The 22005-nt window shown below is 69.9% G+C and carries 20 protein-coding genes; 10 read left to right on the forward strand and 10 right to left on the reverse strand.

From position 1 onward, the window contains the following. The 3 genes from GA0115259_RS04655 to GA0115259_RS04665 all read left to right on the forward strand — a co-directional run. The coding region (locus tag GA0115259_RS04655; RefSeq protein ID WP_141716448.1) for an FAD-dependent oxidoreductase at nt 1-880 on the forward strand (880 nt) is incomplete at its 5' end. A gap of 82 nt (nt 881-962) precedes the next feature. Beyond that, complete coding sequence (locus tag GA0115259_RS04660) at nt 963-2186, forward strand: cytochrome P450 (RefSeq protein WP_093591210.1); 1224 nt, start codon at nt 963-965, stop codon at nt 2184-2186. Between the two features lie 87 nt (nt 2187-2273). Then, nucleotides 2274-4334 (forward strand): heavy metal translocating P-type ATPase, encoded by a 2061-nt coding sequence (locus GA0115259_RS04665; protein WP_093591213.1) that lies wholly within the window; start codon nt 2274-2276, stop codon nt 4332-4334. A 30-nt stretch (nt 4335-4364) separates the two neighbouring features. Here the strand turns inward: GA0115259_RS04665 and GA0115259_RS04670 are convergent, their stop codons facing one another. The 4 genes from GA0115259_RS04670 to GA0115259_RS04685 all read right to left on the reverse strand — a co-directional run bounded on the left by GA0115259_RS04670 (nt 4365) and on the right by GA0115259_RS04685 (nt 8564). Next, nucleotides 4365-5603, reverse strand: coding sequence for a GDSL-type esterase/lipase family protein (locus GA0115259_RS04670; protein WP_093591216.1), 1239 nt, complete (start codon nt 5601-5603; stop codon nt 4365-4367). 108 nt (nt 5604-5711) lie between these two features. Next, the gene (locus GA0115259_RS04675; RefSeq protein WP_093591252.1) at nt 5712-6458 is read right to left on the reverse strand and encodes an FAD:protein FMN transferase; all 747 of its coding nucleotides are present in this window, start codon (nt 6456-6458) and stop codon (nt 5712-5714) included. A gap of 118 nt (nt 6459-6576) precedes the next feature. Then, a complete protein-coding gene (locus GA0115259_RS04680; protein WP_093591219.1) occupies nt 6577-7002 on the reverse strand; it encodes an FMN-binding protein in 426 nt (141 codons plus the stop codon). Nucleotides 7003-7046: 44 nt separating this feature from the next. Then, the gene (locus tag GA0115259_RS04685; protein ID WP_237539760.1) at nt 7047-8564 is read right to left on the reverse strand and encodes a ferredoxin reductase family protein; all 1518 of its coding nucleotides are present in this window, start codon (nt 8562-8564) and stop codon (nt 7047-7049) included. Between the two features lie 192 nt (nt 8565-8756). Between GA0115259_RS04685 and GA0115259_RS04690 the strand changes: the two genes are divergently transcribed. Both GA0115259_RS04690 and GA0115259_RS04695 read left to right on the forward strand, forming a co-directional pair. After that, nucleotides 8757-9500, forward strand: coding sequence for a response regulator transcription factor (locus GA0115259_RS04690; protein WP_256097903.1), 744 nt, complete (start codon nt 8757-8759; stop codon nt 9498-9500). Nucleotides 9501-9553: 53 nt separating this feature from the next. After that, on the forward strand, nt 9554-11029 hold the full coding sequence (locus GA0115259_RS04695) for a sensor histidine kinase (protein WP_093591225.1): 1476 nt from the start codon (nt 9554-9556) through the stop codon (nt 11027-11029). A gap of 32 nt (nt 11030-11061) precedes the next feature. Here GA0115259_RS04695 and GA0115259_RS04700 read toward each other — a convergent pair whose 3' ends face one another. Further along, nucleotides 11062-12582: an MFS transporter gene (locus tag GA0115259_RS04700; RefSeq protein WP_093591228.1), complete on the reverse strand. Its 1521-nt coding sequence runs from the start codon at nt 12580-12582 to the stop codon at nt 11062-11064. 264 nt (nt 12583-12846) lie between these two features. On the opposite strand from GA0115259_RS04700, the gene GA0115259_RS04705 reads away from it, so the two are divergent. Continuing rightward, the gene (locus tag GA0115259_RS04705; RefSeq protein ID WP_093591231.1) at nt 12847-13644 is read left to right on the forward strand and encodes an SDR family NAD(P)-dependent oxidoreductase; all 798 of its coding nucleotides are present in this window, start codon (nt 12847-12849) and stop codon (nt 13642-13644) included. A 77-nt stretch (nt 13645-13721) separates the two neighbouring features. Here the strand turns inward: GA0115259_RS04705 and GA0115259_RS04710 are convergent, their stop codons facing one another. Beyond that, nucleotides 13722-14135 carry an arsenate reductase ArsC gene (locus GA0115259_RS04710; protein ID WP_093591234.1) on the reverse strand — a complete coding sequence of 138 codons (414 nt, stop codon included), beginning with the start codon at nt 14133-14135 and terminating at the stop codon, nt 13722-13724. 102 nt (nt 14136-14237) lie between these two features. On the opposite strand from GA0115259_RS04710, the gene GA0115259_RS04715 reads away from it, so the two are divergent. Together GA0115259_RS04715 and arsB are read left to right on the forward strand one after the other, a co-directional pair. Further along, nucleotides 14238-14552, forward strand: a complete 315-nt coding sequence (locus GA0115259_RS04715) for an ArsR/SmtB family transcription factor (protein ID WP_093591237.1) — start codon at nt 14238-14240, stop codon at nt 14550-14552. Continuing rightward, nucleotides 14549-15688, forward strand: a complete 1140-nt coding sequence (gene arsB, locus GA0115259_RS04720) for an ACR3 family arsenite efflux transporter (RefSeq protein WP_370747300.1) — start codon at nt 14549-14551, stop codon at nt 15686-15688. The genes GA0115259_RS04715 and arsB overlap by 4 nt, the downstream gene beginning before the upstream one ends. A 56-nt stretch (nt 15689-15744) precedes the next feature. On the opposite strand, the gene GA0115259_RS04725 is transcribed toward arsB, so the two are convergent. Then, complete coding sequence (locus GA0115259_RS04725) at nt 15745-17484, reverse strand: alpha-keto acid decarboxylase family protein (protein WP_093591240.1); 1740 nt, start codon at nt 17482-17484, stop codon at nt 15745-15747. Between the two features lie 302 nt (nt 17485-17786). Between GA0115259_RS04725 and GA0115259_RS04730 the strand changes: the two genes are divergently transcribed. Further along, nucleotides 17787-18953, forward strand: a complete 1167-nt coding sequence (locus GA0115259_RS04730; protein ID WP_161230286.1) for a PucR family transcriptional regulator — start codon at nt 17787-17789, stop codon at nt 18951-18953. A 48-nt stretch (nt 18954-19001) separates the two neighbouring features. On the opposite strand, the gene GA0115259_RS04735 is transcribed toward GA0115259_RS04730, so the two are convergent. The 3 genes from GA0115259_RS04735 to GA0115259_RS04745 all read right to left on the reverse strand — a co-directional run bounded on the left by GA0115259_RS04735 (nt 19002) and on the right by GA0115259_RS04745 (nt 20609). After that, a complete protein-coding gene (locus GA0115259_RS04735) occupies nt 19002-19517 on the reverse strand; it encodes an SRPBCC family protein (RefSeq protein WP_093591246.1) in 516 nt (171 codons plus the stop codon). Between the two features lie 6 nt (nt 19518-19523). Next, nucleotides 19524-19769, reverse strand: a complete 246-nt coding sequence (locus GA0115259_RS04740; protein ID WP_093591262.1) for a hypothetical protein — start codon at nt 19767-19769, stop codon at nt 19524-19526. Between the two features lie 171 nt (nt 19770-19940). Continuing rightward, complete coding sequence (locus tag GA0115259_RS04745; RefSeq protein ID WP_237539761.1) at nt 19941-20609, reverse strand: ABC transporter ATP-binding protein; 669 nt, start codon at nt 20607-20609, stop codon at nt 19941-19943. Between the two features lie 273 nt (nt 20610-20882). Here GA0115259_RS04745 and GA0115259_RS04750 point away from each other — a divergent pair. Continuing rightward, a partial coding sequence (locus tag GA0115259_RS04750; protein WP_141716449.1) for an FtsX-like permease family protein occupies nt 20883-22005 on the forward strand: 1123 nt, incomplete at its 3' end.

Raw genomic sequence — 22005 nt, forward strand, 5'->3', positions numbered from 1 at the left:
CGCCCCCGCCTGCCGGGAGCGCGGCTTCGAGGTGACGGTCGCCGAACGCGGGCCCTCGCCTCTGGTCGGCGCGCTCGGCGGTGCGCTCGGCTCCCTCGCCGCCACCTTGCAGCGCGCGCACGGAGTCGATCTGCGCTGCGGAGTGACGGTCACCGCGCTGAAGGGCAGCAAGGGCCGGCTCACCGGCGCCGAGTTCTCCGACGGCAGCCGGATCGAGGCCGATATCGCCGTGGTCGCGCTGGGCGCCGTACGGAACACCGAATGGCTGGCCGACGCCGGACTGGCCGCGGGTCCACGTGGTGTGGCCTGCGACGCGGGATGCCGTGCCTTCAACATGTACGGGATCGTCACCGACGATGTCTTCGTCGCCGGTGATGTGGCCCGCTTCCCGCATCCGCTCTTCGAGTACCAGATACTCGCTCTCGAACACTGGGGCAACGCGGTCGCGCAGGCCGAGGTGGCGGCCCACAACATGGTCAGTCCCGGGCCGCGCAGACGACCGCATCTGACGGTACCGGCCTTCTGGTCCAGCCAGTTCGGCCTCAACATCAAGTCTGTCGGTGTGCCCACCTTCTCCGACCAAGTGGTCATCGCTCAGGGCTCGTTGCGGGAGCGCCGGCTGGTCGCCGTGTACGGCTACCGGGGACGGGTCACCGCGGCGGTCAGTGTGAACCGGGCCAAGTGGCTGGAGCACTACCAAGGGCTCATCGAGACGGCGGCGCCGTTTCCGCCCGCGCCCGGCGCCTCCGATCCGCCCAACGGCTCGGGTGTGCCCGTCCCTTCCGACGTACCGTCCCCGCAGACGCTCTCGCACGGCCCGACCGTGGCCCTCACCGGCCATCTCCCGGACCGGCGCCTGACGCTGGTGCGGCACGACTGAGTCCGCCTGCCACCCGCCGTCGCCATCCGCCATCCGCTACCCGCCGTCCGCCACCCGCCATTGAAAGAGGAGCCACCGACCCATGCGCCCGGACACCCTGTTCCAGCGGATCACCGACTACGCGAACCGCGCCGATCCCTATCCGCTCTACGCCGAACTCCGCGAGAACGGAGTGACACGGCAGACCGACGGCAGCTATCTGGTGGGCACCTATCACGAGATCGCCGAGCTGCTCCATGATCCACGGATCAGCTCGGACATCCGCAACCGTACCGATCCCGACGAGGACATGCTCAGGAGATCCGATCCGCCGGCCTTCATCGGCGTGGACGATCCCGAACACGACCGGCTCCGCCGTATCGCGATGCGGCCCTTCGGCCCGCCGCACTCCCCCGGCCGGATCGACGCCCTGCGCGCGGACATCACGCGGATCACCGACGATCTGATCGGTTCGTTCCGCGACAAGGACCAAATCGACGTCGTCGACGAATTCGCCTATCCGCTCCCTGTGACCGTGATCTGCCGGCTCCTGGGCGTGCCGTTCGCGGACGTACCGCGGATCCGCGCCTGGACGAACGCGATCATCGCCAGTTTCGACTTCGCTCCGGAGAAGGAGAAGAAGAACAAGAACCACCAGGAACGCCTTCAGGCGGGCATGGAGGCCCGGGACGCGATGGCGGAGTATCTGGGCGAGCTGGCCGACACCCGGCGCGGCCGTCCGACGGACGACATGCTCTCCGCCCTCGTCAATGACACCGGTCCCGACGGACGTCTGACCAAGGAGGAGCTGAAGAGCACCGCGACGCTGCTGCTCATCGCCGGGCATGAGACAACGGTCAATCTGATCGCCAACGGAGCACTCACCCTGCTGCGCCTCCCGGAAGCGCTACGGCTGCTGCGCGGCAAACCCGAGCTGATGCCGAACGCCGTCGAGGAACTGCTGCGTTACGAGCCGCCCGTCCATATGCTGCCGCAGCGCACTCCGCTGACCGATATCGAGGTCGCCGACGTCACCATTCCCAAGGGCGCGCGGCTGATCCTCATGCTCGCCTCCGGCAACCGGGATCCGCTGCGTTTCAAGGATCCCGACCACTTCGATCCGATGCGCGAGGACAATCAGCACTTCGGCTTCGGCAGCGGCATCCACAACTGCTTCGGCGCTCCGCTGGCCCGTGTGGAGGCGCAGATCGCGCTGAGCGCGCTCGTTCCTCATCTTGAGGGCTTCCGCCTGGCCGAGGACCCGCCGCCGTACCGGCGCAGTGCGCTGCTGCGCGGGCCTCGGCATCTGGTGATCGAGCGCAAGTGAGTACCCTTGAGCAACAAATGAAGAGGTGTTCATTCTTTCCTATATGCTGGAGGGACCGCTCCATGCCGTCCGTGCAAAGGACCTCCTATGTCCCTCACGCCTGCCTCCGCCTCGACCGTCACCGATCGGCCGGCACGGGCCGCGACGACCGGGCGGGAGCCCGTGGCTCCTCGGCGGCGTACGCGCGTGTTCGCGCTGCCGGAGGTCCGCTGGGCGACCGCCGCGCTGGTCCTGTTCCTGGTCGCGCTGCCGCTCCAGCTCTTCGGCGCTCCTGCCTGGCTCTGGGGGCCGCTGTACGCGGTGGCGTATGTAACGGGTGGCTGGGAGCCCGCCTGGGCAGGGCTGCGGGCCCTTCGGGAGAAGACGCTCGATGTCGATCTGCTGATGATCGTCGCGGCGATCGGGGCGGCGGCGATCGGTCAGGTGATGGACGGGGCGCTGCTGATCGTCATCTTCGCCACATCCGGTGCGCTGGAGGCCCTGGCCACCGCTCGTACGGCCGACTCCGTACGCGGTCTGCTCGATCTCGCGCCCGCGACCGCGACGCGGCTGTCGGCCGACGGCGATGGCGGTTCCGGCAGCGACGGCGGTGAGGAGACGGTCGCCACCGAAGACCTCGCCATCGGCGACACGATTCTGATCCGGCCGGGCGAACGGATCGGCGCGGATGGGCGGGTGCTCGACGGAGCGAGCGAGGTAAACCAGGCGACCATCACCGGTGAGCCCTTGCCCGTACCGAAGCAGACCGGTGACGAGGTCTTCGCGGGCACGCTCAACGGCACCGGCGCGCTGCGGGTGAAGGTCGAACGCGACGCGTCGGACTCGGTGATCGCCCGGATCGTGGCGATGGTCGAGGAGGCGTCGGAGACGAAGGCGCCGACGCAGTTGTTCATCGAGAAGGTCGAGCAGCGGTACTCGGTCGGCATCGTCCTCGCCACCTTGGCGGTCTTCGCGGTGCCACTGGGCTTCGGTGCCAACCTGACCGACTCACTGCTGCGGGCGATGACCTTCATGATCGTCGCCTCACCGTGCGCGGTGGTGCTGGCCACCATGCCGCCGCTGCTGTCCGCCATCGCCAATGCCGGACGGCACGGCGTCCTGGTGAAGTCCGCGGTCGTCATGGAACGCCTCGGTCAGATCGACACGGTGGCCCTGGACAAGACGGGCACGCTCACCGGGGGAACACCGCGGGTCACCGACGTCCGCGCTCCGGGAGCCGCGGGCCCGGCCGGGGACGAACTGACCGGGGACGAACTCCTCAGCCTCGCGGCGGCGGCCGAGCATCCGAGCGAGCACCCGCTGGCCCGTGCCGTGGTCGAGGCCGCGCGCGAACGCGGCCTCCGCATCCCGGACGCGACGGACTTCACCTCCGCGCCCGGCATCGGCGTAACGGCCGTGGTCGATGGCCGTAAGGTCGCCGTGGGCGCTCCCGCACGTCTCCTCGAAGACACCACCGATCCCGACACCACCGGTGTCGGCGCGATCGTCGGCGAACTGGAGGACGGAGGCCGCACGGCCGTCGTCGTCCTGTACGACGGTGTCCCGGCTGGCGTCCTCGGCATTGCGGACCGTCTGCGTCCCGACGCCGCCGCCACCGTCGCCTCCCTCACCGCCCTGACCGGCACCGCGCCCACACTGCTGACCGGCGACAACCCGCGCGCCGCCGCCCGGCTCGCCGCCGAGGTGGGCATCACCGACGTACGGGCCGGTCTGCTGCCGCAGGACAAGGTCACCGCCGTACGGGAGCGGGAGGCGGCGGGACGCAAGGTGCTGGTGGTCGGCGACGGCGTCAACGACGCTCCCGCCCTGGCAGCCGCCCACACCGGTATCGCCCTGGGCCACGCCGGCTCCGACCTGGCCCTGGAGACCGCCGACGCCGTCATCGTCCGCGACGAACTCACCACCGTCCCCACCGTGATCGCCCTCTCCCGCATGGCACGCCGCCTGGTGGTCCAGAACCTGATCATCGCCGGGCTGTTCATCTCCGGCCTCGTCATCTGGGACCTCGCCGGACACCTGCCACTGCCGCTCGGCGTCCTCGGCCACGAAGGCTCCACCGTCATCGTCGGCCTCAACGGCCTGCGCCTGCTCCGAGACACCGCCTGGCACCGCGCCACGGACCTCTCCACCTGCGGAAACAGCCGCTGAACCGCGCGAACCACGCACGAGTCGGCGCCGTCACAGCCGCCGTGTGGCGGCGAGCGGGCCTTCGGTGTTGAAGGCCAGGGCGGCGAAGCGTTCGGCGATGCGGTGATGTGTGGCGGCGTCCGGGTGGAGCTGGTCGGGCAACGGCAGTTCGGCGAAGTCCGTCTCGCCGTAGAGCTCGCGGCCGTCGAGGTAGTGCAGGTTCGGGTCGTCGGCTGCCCGCTGCTTCACCAGGCGGGACAGTTCGTCCCGGATGACGTTGAGCGTCAGCTTTCCGGCAGCCCGTTCCGCGGGATCGCCCGCGGCCCGGAACTGGAGCCTTCCCGCGCTGAGGTTGCTGAAGTCCGGGACGCTCGGTCCAGGTGTGTCCTCGTGGATGGGGCACAGGATGGGCGAGACGACCAGGAGCGGAGTGGTGGGGTGGCCCTCGCGGACGGTGTCGAGGAAGCCGTGCACCGCAGGGCCGAAGGCGCGCAGGCGCATCAGGTCGGTGTTGACGAGGTTGATGCCGATCTTGACGCTGATCAGGTCCGCGGAAGTGTCCCGCAGGGCGCGGGCGGTGAACGGATCGAGCAGGGCGCTGCCGGCCAGGCCCAGGTTGGTCAGTTCCACACCGCCGAGCGAGGCGGCCAGCGCGGGCCAGGTCGTGCTGGGGCTCGCGGCGTCGGAGCCATGGCTGATCGAACTGCCGTGATGCAGCCACTTCTTGCGGCCACCGTCCGGCAAGGGCTCGACGGGAGCGTCGGTGCGCAGGGCGACCAGCCGGGTGACCTCGTTGTACGGCAGCCAGATCTCGATGTCCTTGACGCGGTCGGAGAGGCCGGAGAACCGGACGGTACCGACCGGGCCGGGCCGGGTCTCCGCGGACCCGGTGGTCATGTCCACCGTCAGGACATCGCCGCCGGTCACACTGGCCTGCCCGGCCAGTCGGCCGTCGACAAGCAGGTCGTACACACCGTCCGGACGCGGCGGCGCGCCCCGGTAGGCCATCTTGGTGCGGAGCGCGTCCAGCTCGACGGCGGTGGCCCGCGTACGGAACACCAGCCGTACACCGGACGGCTGGGCCTCCGCCATGGCGAGCTGCCCGTCGGAACACTGAGCGCGGGCCCGGGCGGGCAGCCGGTGCGGCAGCACTCCGTGCTCGGTGCGCTCCAGATCGAGAGCGCCGCGCACAAGGTCCGCGGTGACGGGCGTGGTGATGGGCGGAGTGATCCGGTCCGTCGCCCGGACCGCCGCGGAGGCGTCGGGAACGTCGTCAAGCTGGTCGTTCATGGTCGCATTCTGCGGGTCCGATCCATGGTCCGCCCAATCATTTTCCGCCCGCCTTCTCGTGGCCGAAGGCATAGGGGCATTCCCCTCACCGGTACGCACCTCACTGGTTCACCGGTACACCGTGGCCGCCAGGGACGTTTCGCCCGGGAATCCCGTGGTGCGCCAGGAGCGGCCGTCCGGTGTTACCGCGAAGCCCTCGTATCCTTCCAGGGATTCCAGCCAGTCCCGTGCCGTCGGGCCCATGGCGAAGGCCGCGGTCGAGTAGGCGTCGGTCATCGTGAGGTGGGTGCCGACGACGGTGAGGGACGCGTAGCACTCCGCGGGTGTGCCGCGGTGTGGGTCAAGGATGTGGGCGCCGCGTTCCGCGGTGCCCGAGGTCGCCACGGCCAGATCGCCGCGGCCGGTGACGACGGCGCACAGTTCGTCGGCGCGCAGCGGGTGGGCGACACCGACGCGCCAGGGCACTCCTGGAGCCGACTCGCCCCGCAGCCGCAGATCGCCGCCGCCGTTGACACAGGTGTGATGGGCGCCGGCCTCGTGCAGGATCTCCGAGGCACGTTCCACGGACCATCCCTTGACCAGCGCGGACGGGTCGAGGACACCGCCCGCGAGATGGCTGAACCAGCCGCCGCTGGTCCGTACGGCGCTCTTGCACAGGGCGAGGACCTCACGTACCTCCGCGGAGCACTCGTCCAGCGCGAGATCGCCTCGCGCGAGCCGGCAGACGACGCTGTCCGGCCGGTAGGTGGAGTACACCTCGTCGACGTGATGCAACCAGGCCACGGCCTCGGCCAGCGCCGCTTCGATCGCCGGGGTACGCAGGTCACGTATGTCGAAGGAGAAGACGGTGCCCATGACATGCTCGACATGGCGCAGACCTCGCCGTATGCCGGGGCGCCGCGCGTGGGATCCCCGCGCGTCGGATCCCCGCGCGTCGGACCGCGTGGCGTCGGGCGCGTCGGGCCGTCCGGTGTCAGCCACCGGCTCTGTCCAGCGCGCTCTGGAGGGACTGGATATAGCCCTGGCTCGTATAACTGGCCCCGGAGACCGCGTCGATGTGCGCGCTGTGGGCACTCAGCGCCTCCTGTGTCAGTCGTGGCACGGCGTCAGCGGCGATCTGCCGGCTGCGGCCGTCTCCCGACGGCGTCCGAAGGACCGTGACGGCGGTCAGCCGCCCGGCCTTGACCGTGGCGGAGACCTGCACGGTGCCGTACTGGGTGTTCACGGGATCGCCGGTGTACATACCGTCGATCAGTGCCGTCCCGCTCGACGCCGGTGCCGGTGCCCGCGCCGACACCGATGTCCCACCGGACGGTACGGCGCTGTGATGCGGCTTGAGGCTGAGCATCAGTACGACGAGGGCGCTGGTCGACGCGGCGGCCAGGACGGCTCTGCGCACAGTGGTTCTCCTCGGGACTCGGGACTCCGGACTCGGCATTCGGATCAGAACTCGAACGACTCGTGGTGGATTTGACGACGTGTCACTCCAGCAGCCCGCAGGGCGAGTTGGGCGGCGTCCGTCATCCCGGGCGGGCCGCACAGATACACCTCGTGCGCGGCCAGATCCGGTACCAGACGCCTCAGAGCACGCGCGGTCAGCGGAGAGGAATACGCGCCGGTCTCCCGCGCGCCACGCTCGTACCCGCCCGGTTCGTACCCGCCCGGTTCGTACCCGCCCGCTTCGCTCACCACGTAATGCACAGCACTTCCACGGGCCTCGGCTATCGCGTCCAGTTCGGCGCGCAGCACAAAGTCCTCCGGACGGCGGGCCCGGTAGATCAGCGTCACCTCGCCCGGCAGCGTCTCGAACAGTGCCCGCAGCGGTGTGATCCCCGTCCCGCCCGCCAGCAGCAGCACTTTCGGAGAACCGTTCGGCGGTCCGTTCCGGGATCCGCGCCCGGTTCTGCGCCCGGATCCGCGCCGGGCCTCGGTGAACGCGCCGTACGGTCCCTCCGCCCAGACCCGGGTTCCCGGCCGCAGCCCGGCCAGCGCCGCGCTGTGCCCGCCCGCCGCCTTCACCGTGATCCGCAGACGGCCGTCGAGCGGCGGCGCCGACAGGGAGTACGGATTGGCGGTCCACCACAGTCCCGGCGCCAGAAAGCGCCAGCGGAAGAACTGCCCGGGCCGCGCGCCCAGTTCGGACAGACGCTCGCCGGTGAGATGGACGGAGACGACGCCCGGCGACTCGTGGCGCAGACCGGCGACACGCAGCCGGTGGCGCGAGGCCTGTCGTAGCGGAAGCAGAAAGCGGTACCAGCCGATGAGCGCGGCGACCGAGAGATAGAGCGTGTACCAGGCCAGTTGGGCGGCTCGGTTGCCGACGAAGTCGGCGCCGGTGGCGAGTTGATGGAAGAAGGCGAGGAAGACGGCCAGATAGGTGGCGAAGTGCAGATAGTGCCAGGTCTCGTAGCGCATCCTGCGGCGCGCGGCCCGTGCCGAGACGAGCGCGGTGCCGACGAGCAGCAGAAAGGCCGCGGTGGCCTTGAGCATGTCCGGATAGCGCAGGACGAGTGCCGTCGTCTGGTCCACCGCACCGGTGTGCGAGGTGAGGGCGTAACCCCAGATGATCAGCAGGACATGGGCGAGGACCAGTGAGATCGTGTACCGGCCCGCCATCGCGTGCCAGCGCGCCAGCCTGTCCGTGCCGATGCCGTGGTCCAGGACCGGTGTACGGGCCATCAGCACCACCAGGACCGCGCAGGCGTAACCCGCCAGCAGCCCGGTGATCCGGCCCGCGTCGGTGAGCCAGCCGGCCGCGCCCACGACCGATGCCGTATCGCTCCACCACAGGGCGAGCACACCGGCGGCGCCCGCCCAGATGACGGTCTGAGCGAGCAGCGGTACGACCGAACGCGGACGCCCGAAGCGTACGAACCGCCGCACGCGCCGAGGCCGCCTCGGGCGCACAACGCCGTCCGTGCCGTGCCGCGCCTGTGCCGCGGTGCTCATCGCGCTGCTCATGGGCCCTCTCTTCGCCGGTGAGTCGTGAGCCTCGCAGCGCAACCTGTGACGACCTTCTCAACGCCGTCGTCCTCGCCCGATTCAGAGGAAACTCAGAGCGGACAGCCGCTCCGGCGCCGCTCGTCAGAAGGGATGCTGGGACGCACCATGAACAGTCACAGCCACCCATCCCATGTGCGTGCCTCTACTACTGTGCGTGCCCCCACGCATCCGCACGACGGCGGTACCGGCAGTGACGGCGGTCCCGTGCGCGTCCTCGTCGTCGACGACGAGCCCGATCTCACCGAGATCCTCTCCGGTGTGCTCTCCGGCGAGGGCTGGCGTGTCCTCACAGCGGCCGACGGCGCGTCCGCCGTCACCGCGGCCCGTATCTTCCGTCCGCACGCCGTCGTACTGGACCGGATGCTGCCCGACATGGACGGTCTGCGCGTACTGCGCCAACTGCGCGGCGACCTGGAACACGTATGCGTCCTGTTCCTGACCGCGCGCGACGGCGTCGAGGACCGTATCGCCGGGATCACCGCGGGCGGTGACGACTATGTGACCAAGCCCTTCAGCCTGGAGGAGCTGCTGGCCCGGCTGCGCGGCCTGCTGCGCCGGGCGGGTGTGGCACGCGAGGCGGGCGCGGCGGACACCGACCGGCTGGTCGTGGGCGATCTGGTGATGGACGAGGGCGCCCGGGAGGTCACCCGTGGCGGTGATCCCGTCGAACTGACCCGTACGGAGTTCGAACTCCTCCGTCTGCTGATGCACAACCCACGCCGTGTGCTGTCCAAGGCGCAGATCCTCGATCACGTCTGGTCCTACGACTTCGGTGGCCGCGCGCATGTGGTCGAGCTGTACATCAGCTATCTGCGCAAGAAGCTGGACATGGGCAGGAGCACGATGATCCACACCGTGCGCGGCGTGGGCTACATACTCAAGCCGGGACCTTGATGCCACGGACCTCGATGCGACGGACCCTGATACGACGGACCCGACGGACCCAGATGCGACGACTCCGCCGTCCTCACCTCCCGCGCACTCTCCGTGGTCAGCTCACCGCCGGGCTGCTCGCACTGGTCGCCCTGGCCTGTCTGGCGGTCGGCATCACCACGGCGTTCGCGCTCGACGGATTTCTGACCGACCGCCTCGACCAGCAACTCTCCACGTCCGGCGGGCAGTTCGCGGCCAGCCTGGAACACGAGAGCACACCGGACGGCGACAATCTGCCCGACACCCGTGGGCAGTCGGAAGGTACGTTCGGCGCGCGACTGCTGGACGGAACGCCCACACAGGCGGCCGTCGTCAAGGACCGGACGGACGCGACGGTGCCGCTGACGTCCGGCGACCGCCGCGCGCTCGCCGCACTGCCCGTCGACGGGAACGGCCACAGTGTGCGGCTGTCGGGCCTCGGGTCGTACCGCGTCACCGCGATACCGGGCGACGACAGGGACGTCCTGGTCACCGGTCTGCCACTGCGTCCCGTCAAGGAGACGGTGCACCGGCTGGAAGGCGTGGAGGCGGCGGTCTTCGGCGTGACACTCGTCGCCACCGGCACCGTGGGAGCGCTGTGGGTACGGCTGTCCCTGCGGCCACTGCGCGCGGTCACCGCCACCGCCGCGAGCGTCGCCGAACTGCCGCTGGCCAGCGGTGAGGTCGCCATGCCCGATCCTGTCCCGGTCGGCGATCCGCACACCGAGGTCGGCCAGGTCGGCACCGCCGTCAACCGTATGCTCGGGCATGTCGGCAACGCCCTGGAGCGACGGCAGGCCGGCGAGGAACGTCTGCGCCGGTTCGCCGCCGACGCCAGCCATGAACTGCGCACACCGGTGGCCAACGTACGCGGCCACGCGGAACTGGCGCTCCGCCACAAGAGCCCTGTACCGGCCGAGGTCCGGCGGGCGCTCGACCGCATCCAGTCCGAGTCCGAACGGATGAGCCGTCTCGTGGACGATCTGCTGCTGCTCGCCCGTATCGACGCGGGCCGGGCCCTCGACCGCGGTCCGGTGGATCTGACACGGCTCGTCCTCGACGCCACGGACGACGCGCGGGCGGCGGGACCCGGTCACCGGTGGCTGCTCGACCTGCCGGAGGAGGCGGTGACCATGACGGGCGACGAGCACCGGCTGCACCAGGTGATCGGCAACCTCCTCGCCAACGCCCGCTCGCACACTCCTGACGGCACCGAGGTCTCCGTACGGCTGTCGGCCGGTCCCGGCGCCATCCGGCTGACCGTGGCGGACAACGGTCCGGGCGTCCCGGCGCGGCTCCTGCCGGAGGTCTTCGACCGTTTCGTACGGGCGGACGACAGCCGCTCGCGCAAGGGCGGCAGCACCGGACTCGGTCTGGCGATCGTCCACGCGGTGGTCACGGCACACGGCGGCACGGTCGACGCGGTGAGCGGAGACGGACGGACGGAATTCACCGTCACCTTCCCGGCGCCGCCACCGAACCCACCGGACGGCGAGGACGCCACGGCCTGAGGGCCGCGCATACGGTCACGTACGTACCTGGGTCACTTACCCGCGCCGCCCTTACCTTGGCCGCCGCCCATGCGCGGCACCGACGACAGTGGTGTCGCGATGTCCTCCAGCGCCCGGCCCTCGGCCGGTACGGCCAGGAAAGCCGCCACCAGACCGGCCGCGCACATGAGACTCGCGCCGATCTGGAAGGCGACCACCGTGTCACCGACCACTCCGGACGCCGTGAGCTCCGCGAAGACCAGCGGGCCGCTGATCCCGCCCGCTGCCGTACCGAGCGCGTAGAAGAAGGCGATCGCCATGGCCCGGGTCTCCATCGGGAAGATCTCGGAGACCGTGAGATACGCGCTGCTGGCGCCCGCCGACGCGAAGAAGAGCACTACGCACCAGCACGCCGTGAGTGTCGTGGCGGTCAACGAGCCGCCGCCGAAGAGCCAGGCGGTACCGAAGAGCAGCACACCCGCCAGCAGATAGGTGGAGGAGATCATGATCCGGCGGCCGACGGTGTCGAAGAGCCGGCCGAGCAGCAGCGGCCCGATGAAGTTGCCCGCGGCGATCACCGCGAAGTAGTAGCCCGTGTGTCCTGTGTGTACGCCGAAGAAGGTGGTCAGGATCGTGCCGAACCCGAAGGTGATCGCGTTGTAGAGAAACGCCTGCCCGATGAAGAGCGACAGCCCGAGCACCGCGCGCCGGGGATAACGGCGGAAGATCGTCCGGGCGATACGGCGGAAGCTGACGCTTTCGTGCTCACGGATGGTGATCTCGCCGGCCGGCGGCGGAAGTCTCCGCTGTTTCTCCTCCTCGATGCGCCGTTCGACGGAGCCGACCAGCTTCTCCGCCTCCGCGCTGTGGCCATGGATGAGCTGCCAGCGCGGACTCTCGGGAACGTGCCGTCGTACGAGAAGGATGACCAGACCGAGGACGACGCCGAGACCGAAGGCGAGCCGCCAGCCCAGGTTCTTGGGGAGGAGCGCGGTGTTCAGCATCAGGATGGAGAGCAGCGAGCCGCCGACGGCGCCCAGCCAGAAGCTGCCATTGATGATCAGATCGACCCGTCCCCGGTATGCGGAAGGGATCAGCTCGTCGATGGCGGAATTGATGGCCGCGTATTCGCCGCCGATACCGAATCCGGTGAAGAAGCGGAAGACGAAGAACCACCAGGCCTCGAAGGAGAGCGCGGTCATGGCGGTCGCTCCGAGGTAGACGGCGAGAGTGACCATGAAGAGCTTCTTGCGGCCGTAACGGTCGGTGAGCCTGCCGAAGAACAGCGCGCCCGCACACGCGCCCGCCACATACAGCGCGGCGGCAACGCCGGTGACCTGCGCCGATGTGATCGACAGTCCACTGCCGTCCTCGGACAGACGGCCCGCGATATTGCCGACGATCGTCACTTCGAGACCGTCGAGGATCCATACCGTGCCGAGGCCGACGACGATCATCCAGTGCCAGCGCGACCAGGGAAGCCGGTCGAGCCGGGCCGGTACGGCCGTGGTGACGGTTCCTGTCGTACCGGTCGGCGGTGTGGTTCCCGGCCCGGGCCGGGCAGGCGTCGCCATCGCTTCCCTCCTCGTCGCTCGTCAGTCGTCGCTCGTCGGTCGCTCGTCGGTCGCTCGTCGGTCATCACTCGTCAGCGTTCTGGCACCGCACCAATATCCGCCAGGAGCCCTCACCAGGCGGGAATAGACGCGGCTGGGCGGGCCGGGTGACAATCCGCGCCAGCCAGTTCGCGAGTACGCGGGTACGTTGGAGGAGAAGGCCGAACGCAAGCGCGGAGGGGACGAACGCGGAGGGGACGAGCAACTAGCAAGGGGAAGACAGCGATGTCGAAGACCGCTGAGGCCGGACACGGCCACGAGGGCCACACGCACGGCGACAAGCACGGCACCGTCATCGTGACGGGCGCGAGCCGGGGCATCGGCGCCGCCATCGCCACAGAGCTGGGCGAGGCCGGATACGGCGTCGCTGTCAACTACTCCTCGCACGAGGAGCCGGCCGAGGAAGTGGCCGCCGCCATCCGTGCGCACGGTGGCCGCGCGAGCGCCATCCACGCGGATGTGTCGGTGCCGGACGAGGTGGCGGAACTGTTCGAGCGCGCGGAGCGCGAGCTCGGCCCGGTGACCGCGCTGGTCAACAACGCGGGAACCACGGGCGCGCCCACTCCCTTCGACCTCCAGGAGCCGGCCAAGCTGTCCGAGTTGCTGGCGATCAATGTCCTCGGCCCGATGGTGTGCGCGCGGCACGCCGTCGAGAAGATGGCCACCAGCCATGGCGGCCGAGGCGGATCCATCGTCAATATCGCCTCGGTGGCCGCCCGTACCGGCGGTCTGCCGGGCCTGGTGCCGTACGCGGCCACGAAGGGCGCCATGGTCTCCTTCAGCCGGGCCCTGTCCAACGAGGTCGCCTCGGAGGGCATCCGGGTCAACAGCGTGTCGCCCGGCATCATCGACACCGACATGTCGGCGGATCTGGACAGCCCGGAGACCAAGGAGGCCGTGGCGCACAGCCCGATCGGCCGGCTCGGCCGTCCGGAGGAGATCGCGGACACCGTGACCTGGCTGATCTCGCCCGCCGCGTCGTTCGTCACCGGCAGCGACATCACCGTCTCCGGCGGTCGCTGACCGCGAGGACCGCGAGGACCGCGAGGACCGCGAGGACCGCGAGAGCCTCGTCCTCGCTTTCGCCCGAAGGCAGGCACTCAGTGCGCGGGCTCCGGCGCGATCTCGGCGATCAGGTCCGCCACCCGCTTCCTGATCTCGTCACGGATCGGGCGTACGGCTTCGACGCCCTGCCCGGCCGGATCGTCCAGTGTCCAGTCGAGGTAGCGCTTGCCCGGGAAGACCGGGCAGGTGTCTCCGCAGCCCATCGTGACGCAGACGTCCGACTCCTTGACCGCGTCCACGGTGAGGACCTTCGGGATCTCGGCGGAGATGTCGATGCCGACCTCCGCCATGGCCTCGACGGCGGCCGGGTTCACGGCGGCACCCGGGTCCGAGCCCGCCGAGCGGACCTCGACACGGTCTCCGGCGAGATGGGCCAGCCAGGCGGCGGCCATCTGGGAGCGGCCGGCGTTGTGGACACAGACGAACAGCACAGAGGGCTTCTCGGACATCGGGAGGACTCTTTCGCTTCAGCGCACATCAGGCGGATATCAGGCGCACTTGATACCAGCACCTGGTGGCGTCACCTGCCACTGATGTGACAGTATCAGCGCATGATGACGTCAGTCGACACTGACCTGATCCGGGTGCTCGCCGACCCGCTCAGGCTCCAAATCGTGACGCTGCTCGCCCATGAGACGCTCTGCACCACCCATCTGGTGGCGGAGACCGGCGCCAAGCAGACGAACCTCTCCAACCATCTGCGCGTGCTGCGCGAGGCGGGAGTGGTCGACACCGAGCCTTGCGGCCGGTTCACGTACTACAAGCTGCGGCCCGAGGTACTGGAAACGATGGCGGGCGCCTTCGGTGAACTCGCCGCCACCGCCCGTGCCACGCGAGCCGCCGACACGAAGAGAGCCTGTCCGTGACGGGCACCGAACCACCGTCCACCACCGCCATCACGCCCACCACCACGCCCACCGGGCCCGGGCCCAGAGAGGGCACCGGGCCCGGCGAGGGCTCAATCGTCGCGAGACTCTCGACACTTGACCGCTTCCTGGCCGTCTGGATCCTGATCGCCATGGCCCTCGGTCTGGGCCTCGGACGGCTGATCCCCGGGCTGAACGACGCACTGGCCGAGGTCGAGATCGGTGGGATCTCCCTGCCCATCGCCGTCGGCCTGCTGATCATGATGTATCCGGTCCTGGCCAAGGTGCGTTACGACAGGCTCGACGCGGTCACCGGCGACCGGAAGCTGATGGTGTCGTCGCTGGCCGTCAACTGGATCGTCGGCCCGGCCGTGATGTTCGCGCTGGCCTGGATCTTTCTGCCGGACCTGCCCGAGTACCGCACCGGCCTGATCATCGTCGGTCTCGCCCGCTGTATCGCCATGGTCATCATCTGGAACGATCTGGCCTGCGGCGACCGCGAGGCCGCAGCCGTCCTCGTCGCACTCAACTCCGTGTTCCAGGTCGTCGCGTTCGGCCTGCTCGGCTGGCTCTACCTCGATCTCCTGCCGAACTGGCTGGGCCTCGGCGGCGGACAGAGCCTCGACATCTCCATGGGGAAGATCGCGCTGAACGTAGTCGTCTTCCTCGGCGTACCGCTGCTGGCCGGCTTCCTCACGCGGCGGATCGGCGAGAAGACCATGGGCCGGCGGCGCTACGAGTCGGCGTTCCTGCCGAGGATCGGTCCCTGGGCGCTGTACGGGCTCCTCTTCACCATCGTCATCCTGTTCGCCCTCCAGGGAAGGACCATCACCTCACAGCCGCTGGACGTCGCCCGGATCGCGCTGCCTCTGCTCGTGTACTTCGCGGTGATGTGGTTCGGCACGTTTCTGCTCGGCAAGGCGCTCGGTCTCGCGTACGACCGTACGGCGACGCTCGCTTTCACCGCGGCGGGCAACAACTTCGAGCTGGCGATCGCGGTCGCCGTCGCCACCTTCGGCGTCACCAGCGGCCAGGCGCTTTCCGGCGTGGTCGGCCCGCTGATCGAAGTGCCGGTGCTGATCGTGCTGGTCCACGTATCACTGGCCTGGCGCAAGAGGTTCGCCGCCCCGGCCTGAAACCTGGCCCGAAAGGAAGACGGCGCTCACGCCCGGACGTACGCGGTCAGCTCTGGTCAGCTCTCGCCGTTCCGGCTGCTCATTCCCGCGGCGACATCACGGAGCAGGTCGGGCACATCGTGCGTACCGGTGTGGACTTCGAGCAGTACCAGCCGGTCCGTCGCCTCGTCGGCCACCGCCAGGGCCCGGTCCAGTTCGGCCGGCGTGGCCGCGCTCAGACAGAGCGCGTCACGGACGCCGAGCGCGGCGGGCAGCCGCTGCCAGTCCCAGCGGGCGATGTCGTTGTACGCCGCCTCGGGGCCGTGGATGGCGCGTTCCACCGTATAACCGCCGTTGTTGACAAGGACGATGACCGGCGTGAGACCGTAACGGCCGATGGTCCCGAGTTCCTGCGCCGTCATCTGTGCCGAACCGTCACCGATGACAAGCAGACAGCGCCGGCCGGGAGACGCGAGCTGCGCACCGAGCAGAGCCGGCAGGCTGTATCCGATGGAGCCCCACAACGGCTGTCCGATGAACCGCGAGCCGGTTGGGAAGCGCTGAGTGCCCAGACCGAAGTAGGACGTGCCCTGCTCGGCGACCACCGTCTGTCCTTCCCGGACCGTCCTGGCCAGCCGTGGCCAGAGATACGACTGGGCCAGCGGCTCGTCGGGATGTGGGTTCCTCGCGCTCCACTCGCCTGTCGAGGCTCGGCCGACCGTGGATCCGTCGGCCGTAGAACCGCCGGCCGAAGATCCGTCAGCCGAAGATCCGCTGAACGCGTCGACAAGCGGCTTTCCCGCGACCACTCCCGTCAGTGCCGACAGCGCAGCAGCCAGCGGCACGCCCGGATACTCGATGCCGTCGACGAAGGCGGACTCCGGCTGAAGGTCGATCCCGCGCCCGGGATCGATACGGTGGCTGAAGCCCCCGCTCGTCGTGTCCGCCAGCCGCACACCCGCACGGATGAGGACGTCCGCGTCCTCGACGGTCCTCCGGATACGGGCATCGCCGAAGGCTCCCGAGTACACACCCAGAGAGGTGGCGCGGCTCTCGTCGGCCACCGTCTTGCCCATGCAGAGCGTGGCGAACGGCAGTCCGCCCGTATCCAGCAGTTCGGCCAGTTCCTCGCGCGCGCCGAAGCGGTCCACCAGGAAATCGGCCAGCACGGCAACGCTCCGCGCACCGGCCAGCGCACGGCGGGCAGCGGCGGCAAACCGTTCCAGAGAAGCGGCGTCGACCGGGAAGGAGCGTCCCTCGCCCGGCAGCGGACGCGTGGGCGCGGCCATCGGGGCGAGCGCGACATCGGAGGCCATCCGCAGATACACGGGCCGCTTCTCCCGGAGGACCGCCAGCAGGACACGGTCGATCTGCTCGGCGGCGTCGGCGCGGGTGACGGTGGCCATGGCAGCGCTGACGCTCCGCTGCGCACGCGCGAAACGTTCGAAGTCACCGTCCCCGGCGGTGTGATGGACCAGCGCGCCGGTGCGTTCCGCCGCCGTGGAGGGACCGATGACGAGATGGACGACGGGCACATACTCGGCGTAGCTGCCCGCCACTCCGTTGATCGCGCTCAGCTCGCCCACTCCAAAGGTCGTGAGCAGGGCGCCGATCCCCCGGACACGCGCATAACCGTCCGCCGCGTATGCCGCACCCAGTTCATTGGCGTTTCCCACCCACCGGATCCGAGGGTGCTCCATCACCTTGTCGAGAAAAGCGAGATTGTAATCGCCGGGAACTCCGAACATATGGTCCACACCGAGCGAGGCGAGACGGTCGAGAATATATTCGGCGATCGTGATGTCACATGAAGTCATAGGTTCCATAGGTTCCACTCCAAGGTTTCACCCGGCCCGCGGTAGCGACCTCGGAATCAACCATCCAGGACCACGCCCGTTCCCGGTAACGGAGGAAGCGAGAATTCGCCCGCCGGTTTCCTGGAGAAACCTCAAGGTGAGGGCGGTGGTGGCGGCGTGGAGTCAGCACAGACGCGTGCCCGTGACGGTCGATGTACGGTGATTCCACAGGCGGATTCCACAAGCGGATTCCACAGGCGCGCGCGGAGGGCCGGGCCGTGGCCGGTGACGCCTCTGATCACCACTCGAACACGAGGCGACTCATGATCGATTCATTGTGCCGGGAGATGATCGATGAATTGCCGTCCTTCGCACCGAGAGTCACGGAAATGATCCGTACGGAGATGCCTCGATACGCGGTCGTACCGGAGCAGGAGCACATTCACGATGTGACGGTCCAGCTCCACGGCCTGCTGGGCGGACTGGAACGCGGAATCCTGCCCTCTGCCGACAATCTCCGGGCATCGTCGCGACTGGGCGCGGCGCGGGCGGCGCAGGGCCTGCCGGTCGAGACCGTTCTCGGCGCGTATCACATCGGCTACCGGGAGACCTGGAACGTGCTGATGCAGGGCGCCGTCCGCCGAGGACAGGAGGCGGTCGCCGAACTGGCCGGGCAGGTCACCACGTTCTGGACCTGGATCCAGGAGCTGACCAACGCGGTGGCCGTCGCGTACGAAGCGGTCCTCCGCGCGGAGCTGTCGGCGCGGGAGGACCGGTACCGGCGGCTGATCGAGGCCATGGCCACGGCCGATCCGGGCGACGAGACGACCGTGACGCTGGCTCGTTCACTCGGTTACGACCCGGTCGGCGCGTTCCAGGCGTTCCGCGGGCGCTCCGCCGATCTGCCGAACGGCAGCCTGGAGCGGTTCCGCCGGCACATCGCCACCGGGCCGGGCGTGGTGGTGGCCACGATGCACGGCGACGCGCTGTCGGTTCTGAGCCAGGGAGTGCCGGACGAGGCCGTCCTGCGGTCGCTCGGGCGGGCGGTGGGCCAGGAGAGCGCTCCGGCTCCGCCGCCTCTCGGTGTGGGACTGCCGAGGACCGGGCTGTCGGGAGCCGCCGACAGTTTCCAGGACGCCGACGGCGCGCTGTCGCTGGCGCTGCGCCGGGACGGCGGCGGGACCGTCCGCTACTCGGTCGCCTGGCTCCAGTCGAGCCTCGCGGAGCAGTCCCGCCGGCTGAGCGATGTCCTCGGCGCCGGCGCCCGTACCGCTCACGCGCACCCGCATCTGGCCGCCGCCGTGATCGCGTACGCGGACCACGGCTTCATCCCGACCGCCGCCGCCCGCGCGCTGAATGTGCACCCCAACACGGTGGTGTACCGGCTGGACCGCTGGACGACGCTCACCGGCTGGGATCCCAGAACCCGGGACGGCCTCATGAGATCGCTCCTGGCCCTCGATCTCTACCCGGCCGCGCACACGCCGTGACCGGGTCCGGTGCCGGTGCGTGTGTGTGCGTGTGCGTTCACGCCTCGGTCATGGCCAGGTGTCCCGCCCGTCCGACGCGCTCGGCCGGTGCCGCGTGGACCGGGCCGCCGTGGAGCGTCCGGCCGACGCCGCGCTCTCCCGTTCCACCACGTACGCCAGCCGCCCGAGCATGTCGCGGTGGCGGACCTGGAGGAACGCGTCGATCACCAGGTTGTGGAACGCGCCGGCGAAGCCTCGCAGCGGATGCTCGTCGACGATCACCAGTGTCTCGTCGCCCCAGGACCGGATGTCGAAGGCGATACGCGCCGTACCGAACGGCCCGCTGTGCGCTTCCAACTCCAGCCACCGCGGCGGCTGGTAGCGCCGGACGACGGTGTGGCCCCGGAACTCCTTGGGCCCGACACGCACCGTGTAGGTGAGAGAGGAGCCGACCTCGGGCCAGGAGCCCTCCCTGGGGGCGGAACAGTCCGTGCCGACCACCCAGTCGGCGTATCGCGACGGATCTTCGAGAACCGCCCAGACCGCGGACGGCTCGCTACGGATGAGCTGGTGCCGTACAGCCATGTGCCCTCATCTCCAGTGCCTGACCTTCCAGGTGAACTGATCGCCGCCCAGCCACTGGACCACCGCCGGATCGTCCATGTCCGCGCCCCTCAGGCCCGCCGCGAAGGCATACGCGTAAACATCCTGGAGGGAGAACGCCTTGCCGGCCAGTTCACCGTGGACCTCCACCAGCCGGAACGGCGGATCCGCCTCCTGAACCGGCAGCACCACAAGCGGAGCGACACGGACCTGCGGACTCTCGCTCTCTGTCATCGGATCGACCTTCGGCTCAGGACTGACCGGCATACGCGGTCCACTAGGTCCACTACGAGGCTCCGCCACCACGGCACACGCGGCAACCGGGCGGCTTCCGGACCGAGGACGGAGACGGTCGGCCGTTCCTGTTTCTGTTTCCTGTCTCTGCCTCGTGTCTCTGCTTGTCGCTCAGCCTTCGACGATCCGGCCGTCGCTCAGCTCCACCACCCGGTCCGCCAGTTCGAGCAGCTGTGGATCGTGCGTGGCGACCAGGGCCGTCGCGCCCTCGCTCCGTACGACCGTACGCAGCAGCTCCATCACCGTGAGGCCGGTGTGGGCGTCCAGTTGGGCGGTCGGTTCGTCGGCGATCAGCAGGGCCGGCCGGTTGGCGAGGGCGCGGGCGAGGGCGACGCGCTGCTGCTGGCCGCCGGAGAGTTCGCCGGGGCGCTGCGCCGCGTGCTCGGTGAGGCCGACGAGGGCCAGCAGCAGTGCCACCCGCTCCTCGCGCTCGCGGGGCTCCGCCCTGCGCAGCCGCAGCGGCACCCCCACGTTCTCCGCCGCCGTGAGGATGGGAATCAGACCGAAGGACTGGAAGACGAATCCGACGCGGTCGCGGCGGAGTTCCAGGAGCTCGTTCCCGCTGAGTCCCGAAAGGTCGGTGCCGTCGACGACGACCCGGCCCCGGTCCGGCGAGTCCAGGCCGCCGATCAGATTGAGCAGCGTGGTCTTCCCGGCCCCGGACCGTCCTTTGAGGGCGACCAGTTCACCTCGTGCGATGTCGAGGGAGGCGCCGCGCAGCGCGTGCACGGCCGTGGGGCCGGTGCCGTACGAGCGGTGCAGGTCCTCGGCCCTGACCATCGGTTCAGCGGTGTCGGGGTGTGTAGTGGCCCCGTGTGTGCTGGTTCCGTGTGTGGTGGTCCCGTGTGTGCTGGTCCCGTGTGTGCCGGTGTGTTCCGTCATGGGCGCATCCCCCGTGCGTCGTGGCCTGTGATTGTCGCCGGGCCACACTATGCGCGGGCCTCATGGGGTAGGCAATGGGATCATTTTCTGTTTGGGTGAGCATGGATCAACGGGGGGAGACCCGGAAAAGAGCCGTTCGGGCAGAACGGCGTGCGGGTTGTCGGGGGAAGTGTGACGAGGTTCGTCTTTCTGCGCGCGGCGGGACATCGGCTGCTGCTGGCCGCCGCGCTGCTCGCGGTGGTGCTGACCACCTGTGTGCTCGCCTCCCTCACCGCGTTCTCGGGCTCGGTCGGGGACACCGCGCTGCGCGAGACGCTGCGAGGCCGGGACGCCGCCTCCGCCGTGCTCGTCGTCAGCGCGGATGTGCCGGCGGAGCGGCGGGACGCGGCGGAGAAGGCCGTGGTCCGGGGCGCGCGGGAGACGTTCGACGGACTGCCCGTGACCGTACGGAAGCTGGAACGCTCGGGACCGTACGCGCTGCCCGGATCGCTCCGGGCGTCCGCCGCCCCTGTGGCCGGGGCCGTGGACAAGCCGGACCTGACCCACTTCGCCGCGCTGGACCGCTCCCGGATCACCCTGGTGGCGGGCGAGTGGCCGGGTACGGGTGCGGGCACGGATGCCGGTACCAGCACTGGTACGGGCGTGGGCGCGGGCGGAAGCATCCCCGTGGCCCTGCCCGAAGAGGCCGCCCGGCGGCTGGAGCTGGCTCCGGGCGCGCGCATCACGCTCACCGACCGGCTGGCCGACGACCGGCGGCCGACCGTCCGGATCACCGGCGTCTACAAGGCCACGGACCCCACCGACCCGTACTGGCGACTGGACGCGCTCGGCGGACGCGGCGTCCGCGAGGTCGACTTCACCACCTACGGCCCGCTCCTCACCGACGCGTCCGTCCTCGCCTCCGGGCAGGTCTCCCGCTCCGCCACCGGCTGGCTGGCCGCCGCCGACTACCGGGGCATCACCACCGACCGGATCGACGCCCTGCGCACCGCGTCCGCCCAGGTCCCCGAGCGGCTGCGCGAGGATCCGGCACTCGGGCGCGGCGCGACGGTGACCACCGCGCTGCCCTCCCTGCTCGACCGGACCGAGCGGGAGCTGCTGGTGGCCCGGTCCACGCTGGTGATCGTCGCGCTGCAACTGCTGCTGCTCGCCGGGTACACACTGCTGCTGGTGGCCCGGTCGCTCGGTACGGAACGGGCGGGCGAGACCGGCCTGTTGCGGGCGCGCGGCGCCTCGCGCGCCCGGCTGGCCGCGCTCGCCGCCACGGAGGCGCTGCTGCTGGCGCTCCCGGCGG

It is taken from the genome of Streptomyces sp. MnatMP-M17 (assembly GCF_900091995.1).
Taxonomy (GTDB): Bacteria; Actinomycetota; Actinomycetes; order Streptomycetales; family Streptomycetaceae; genus Streptomyces.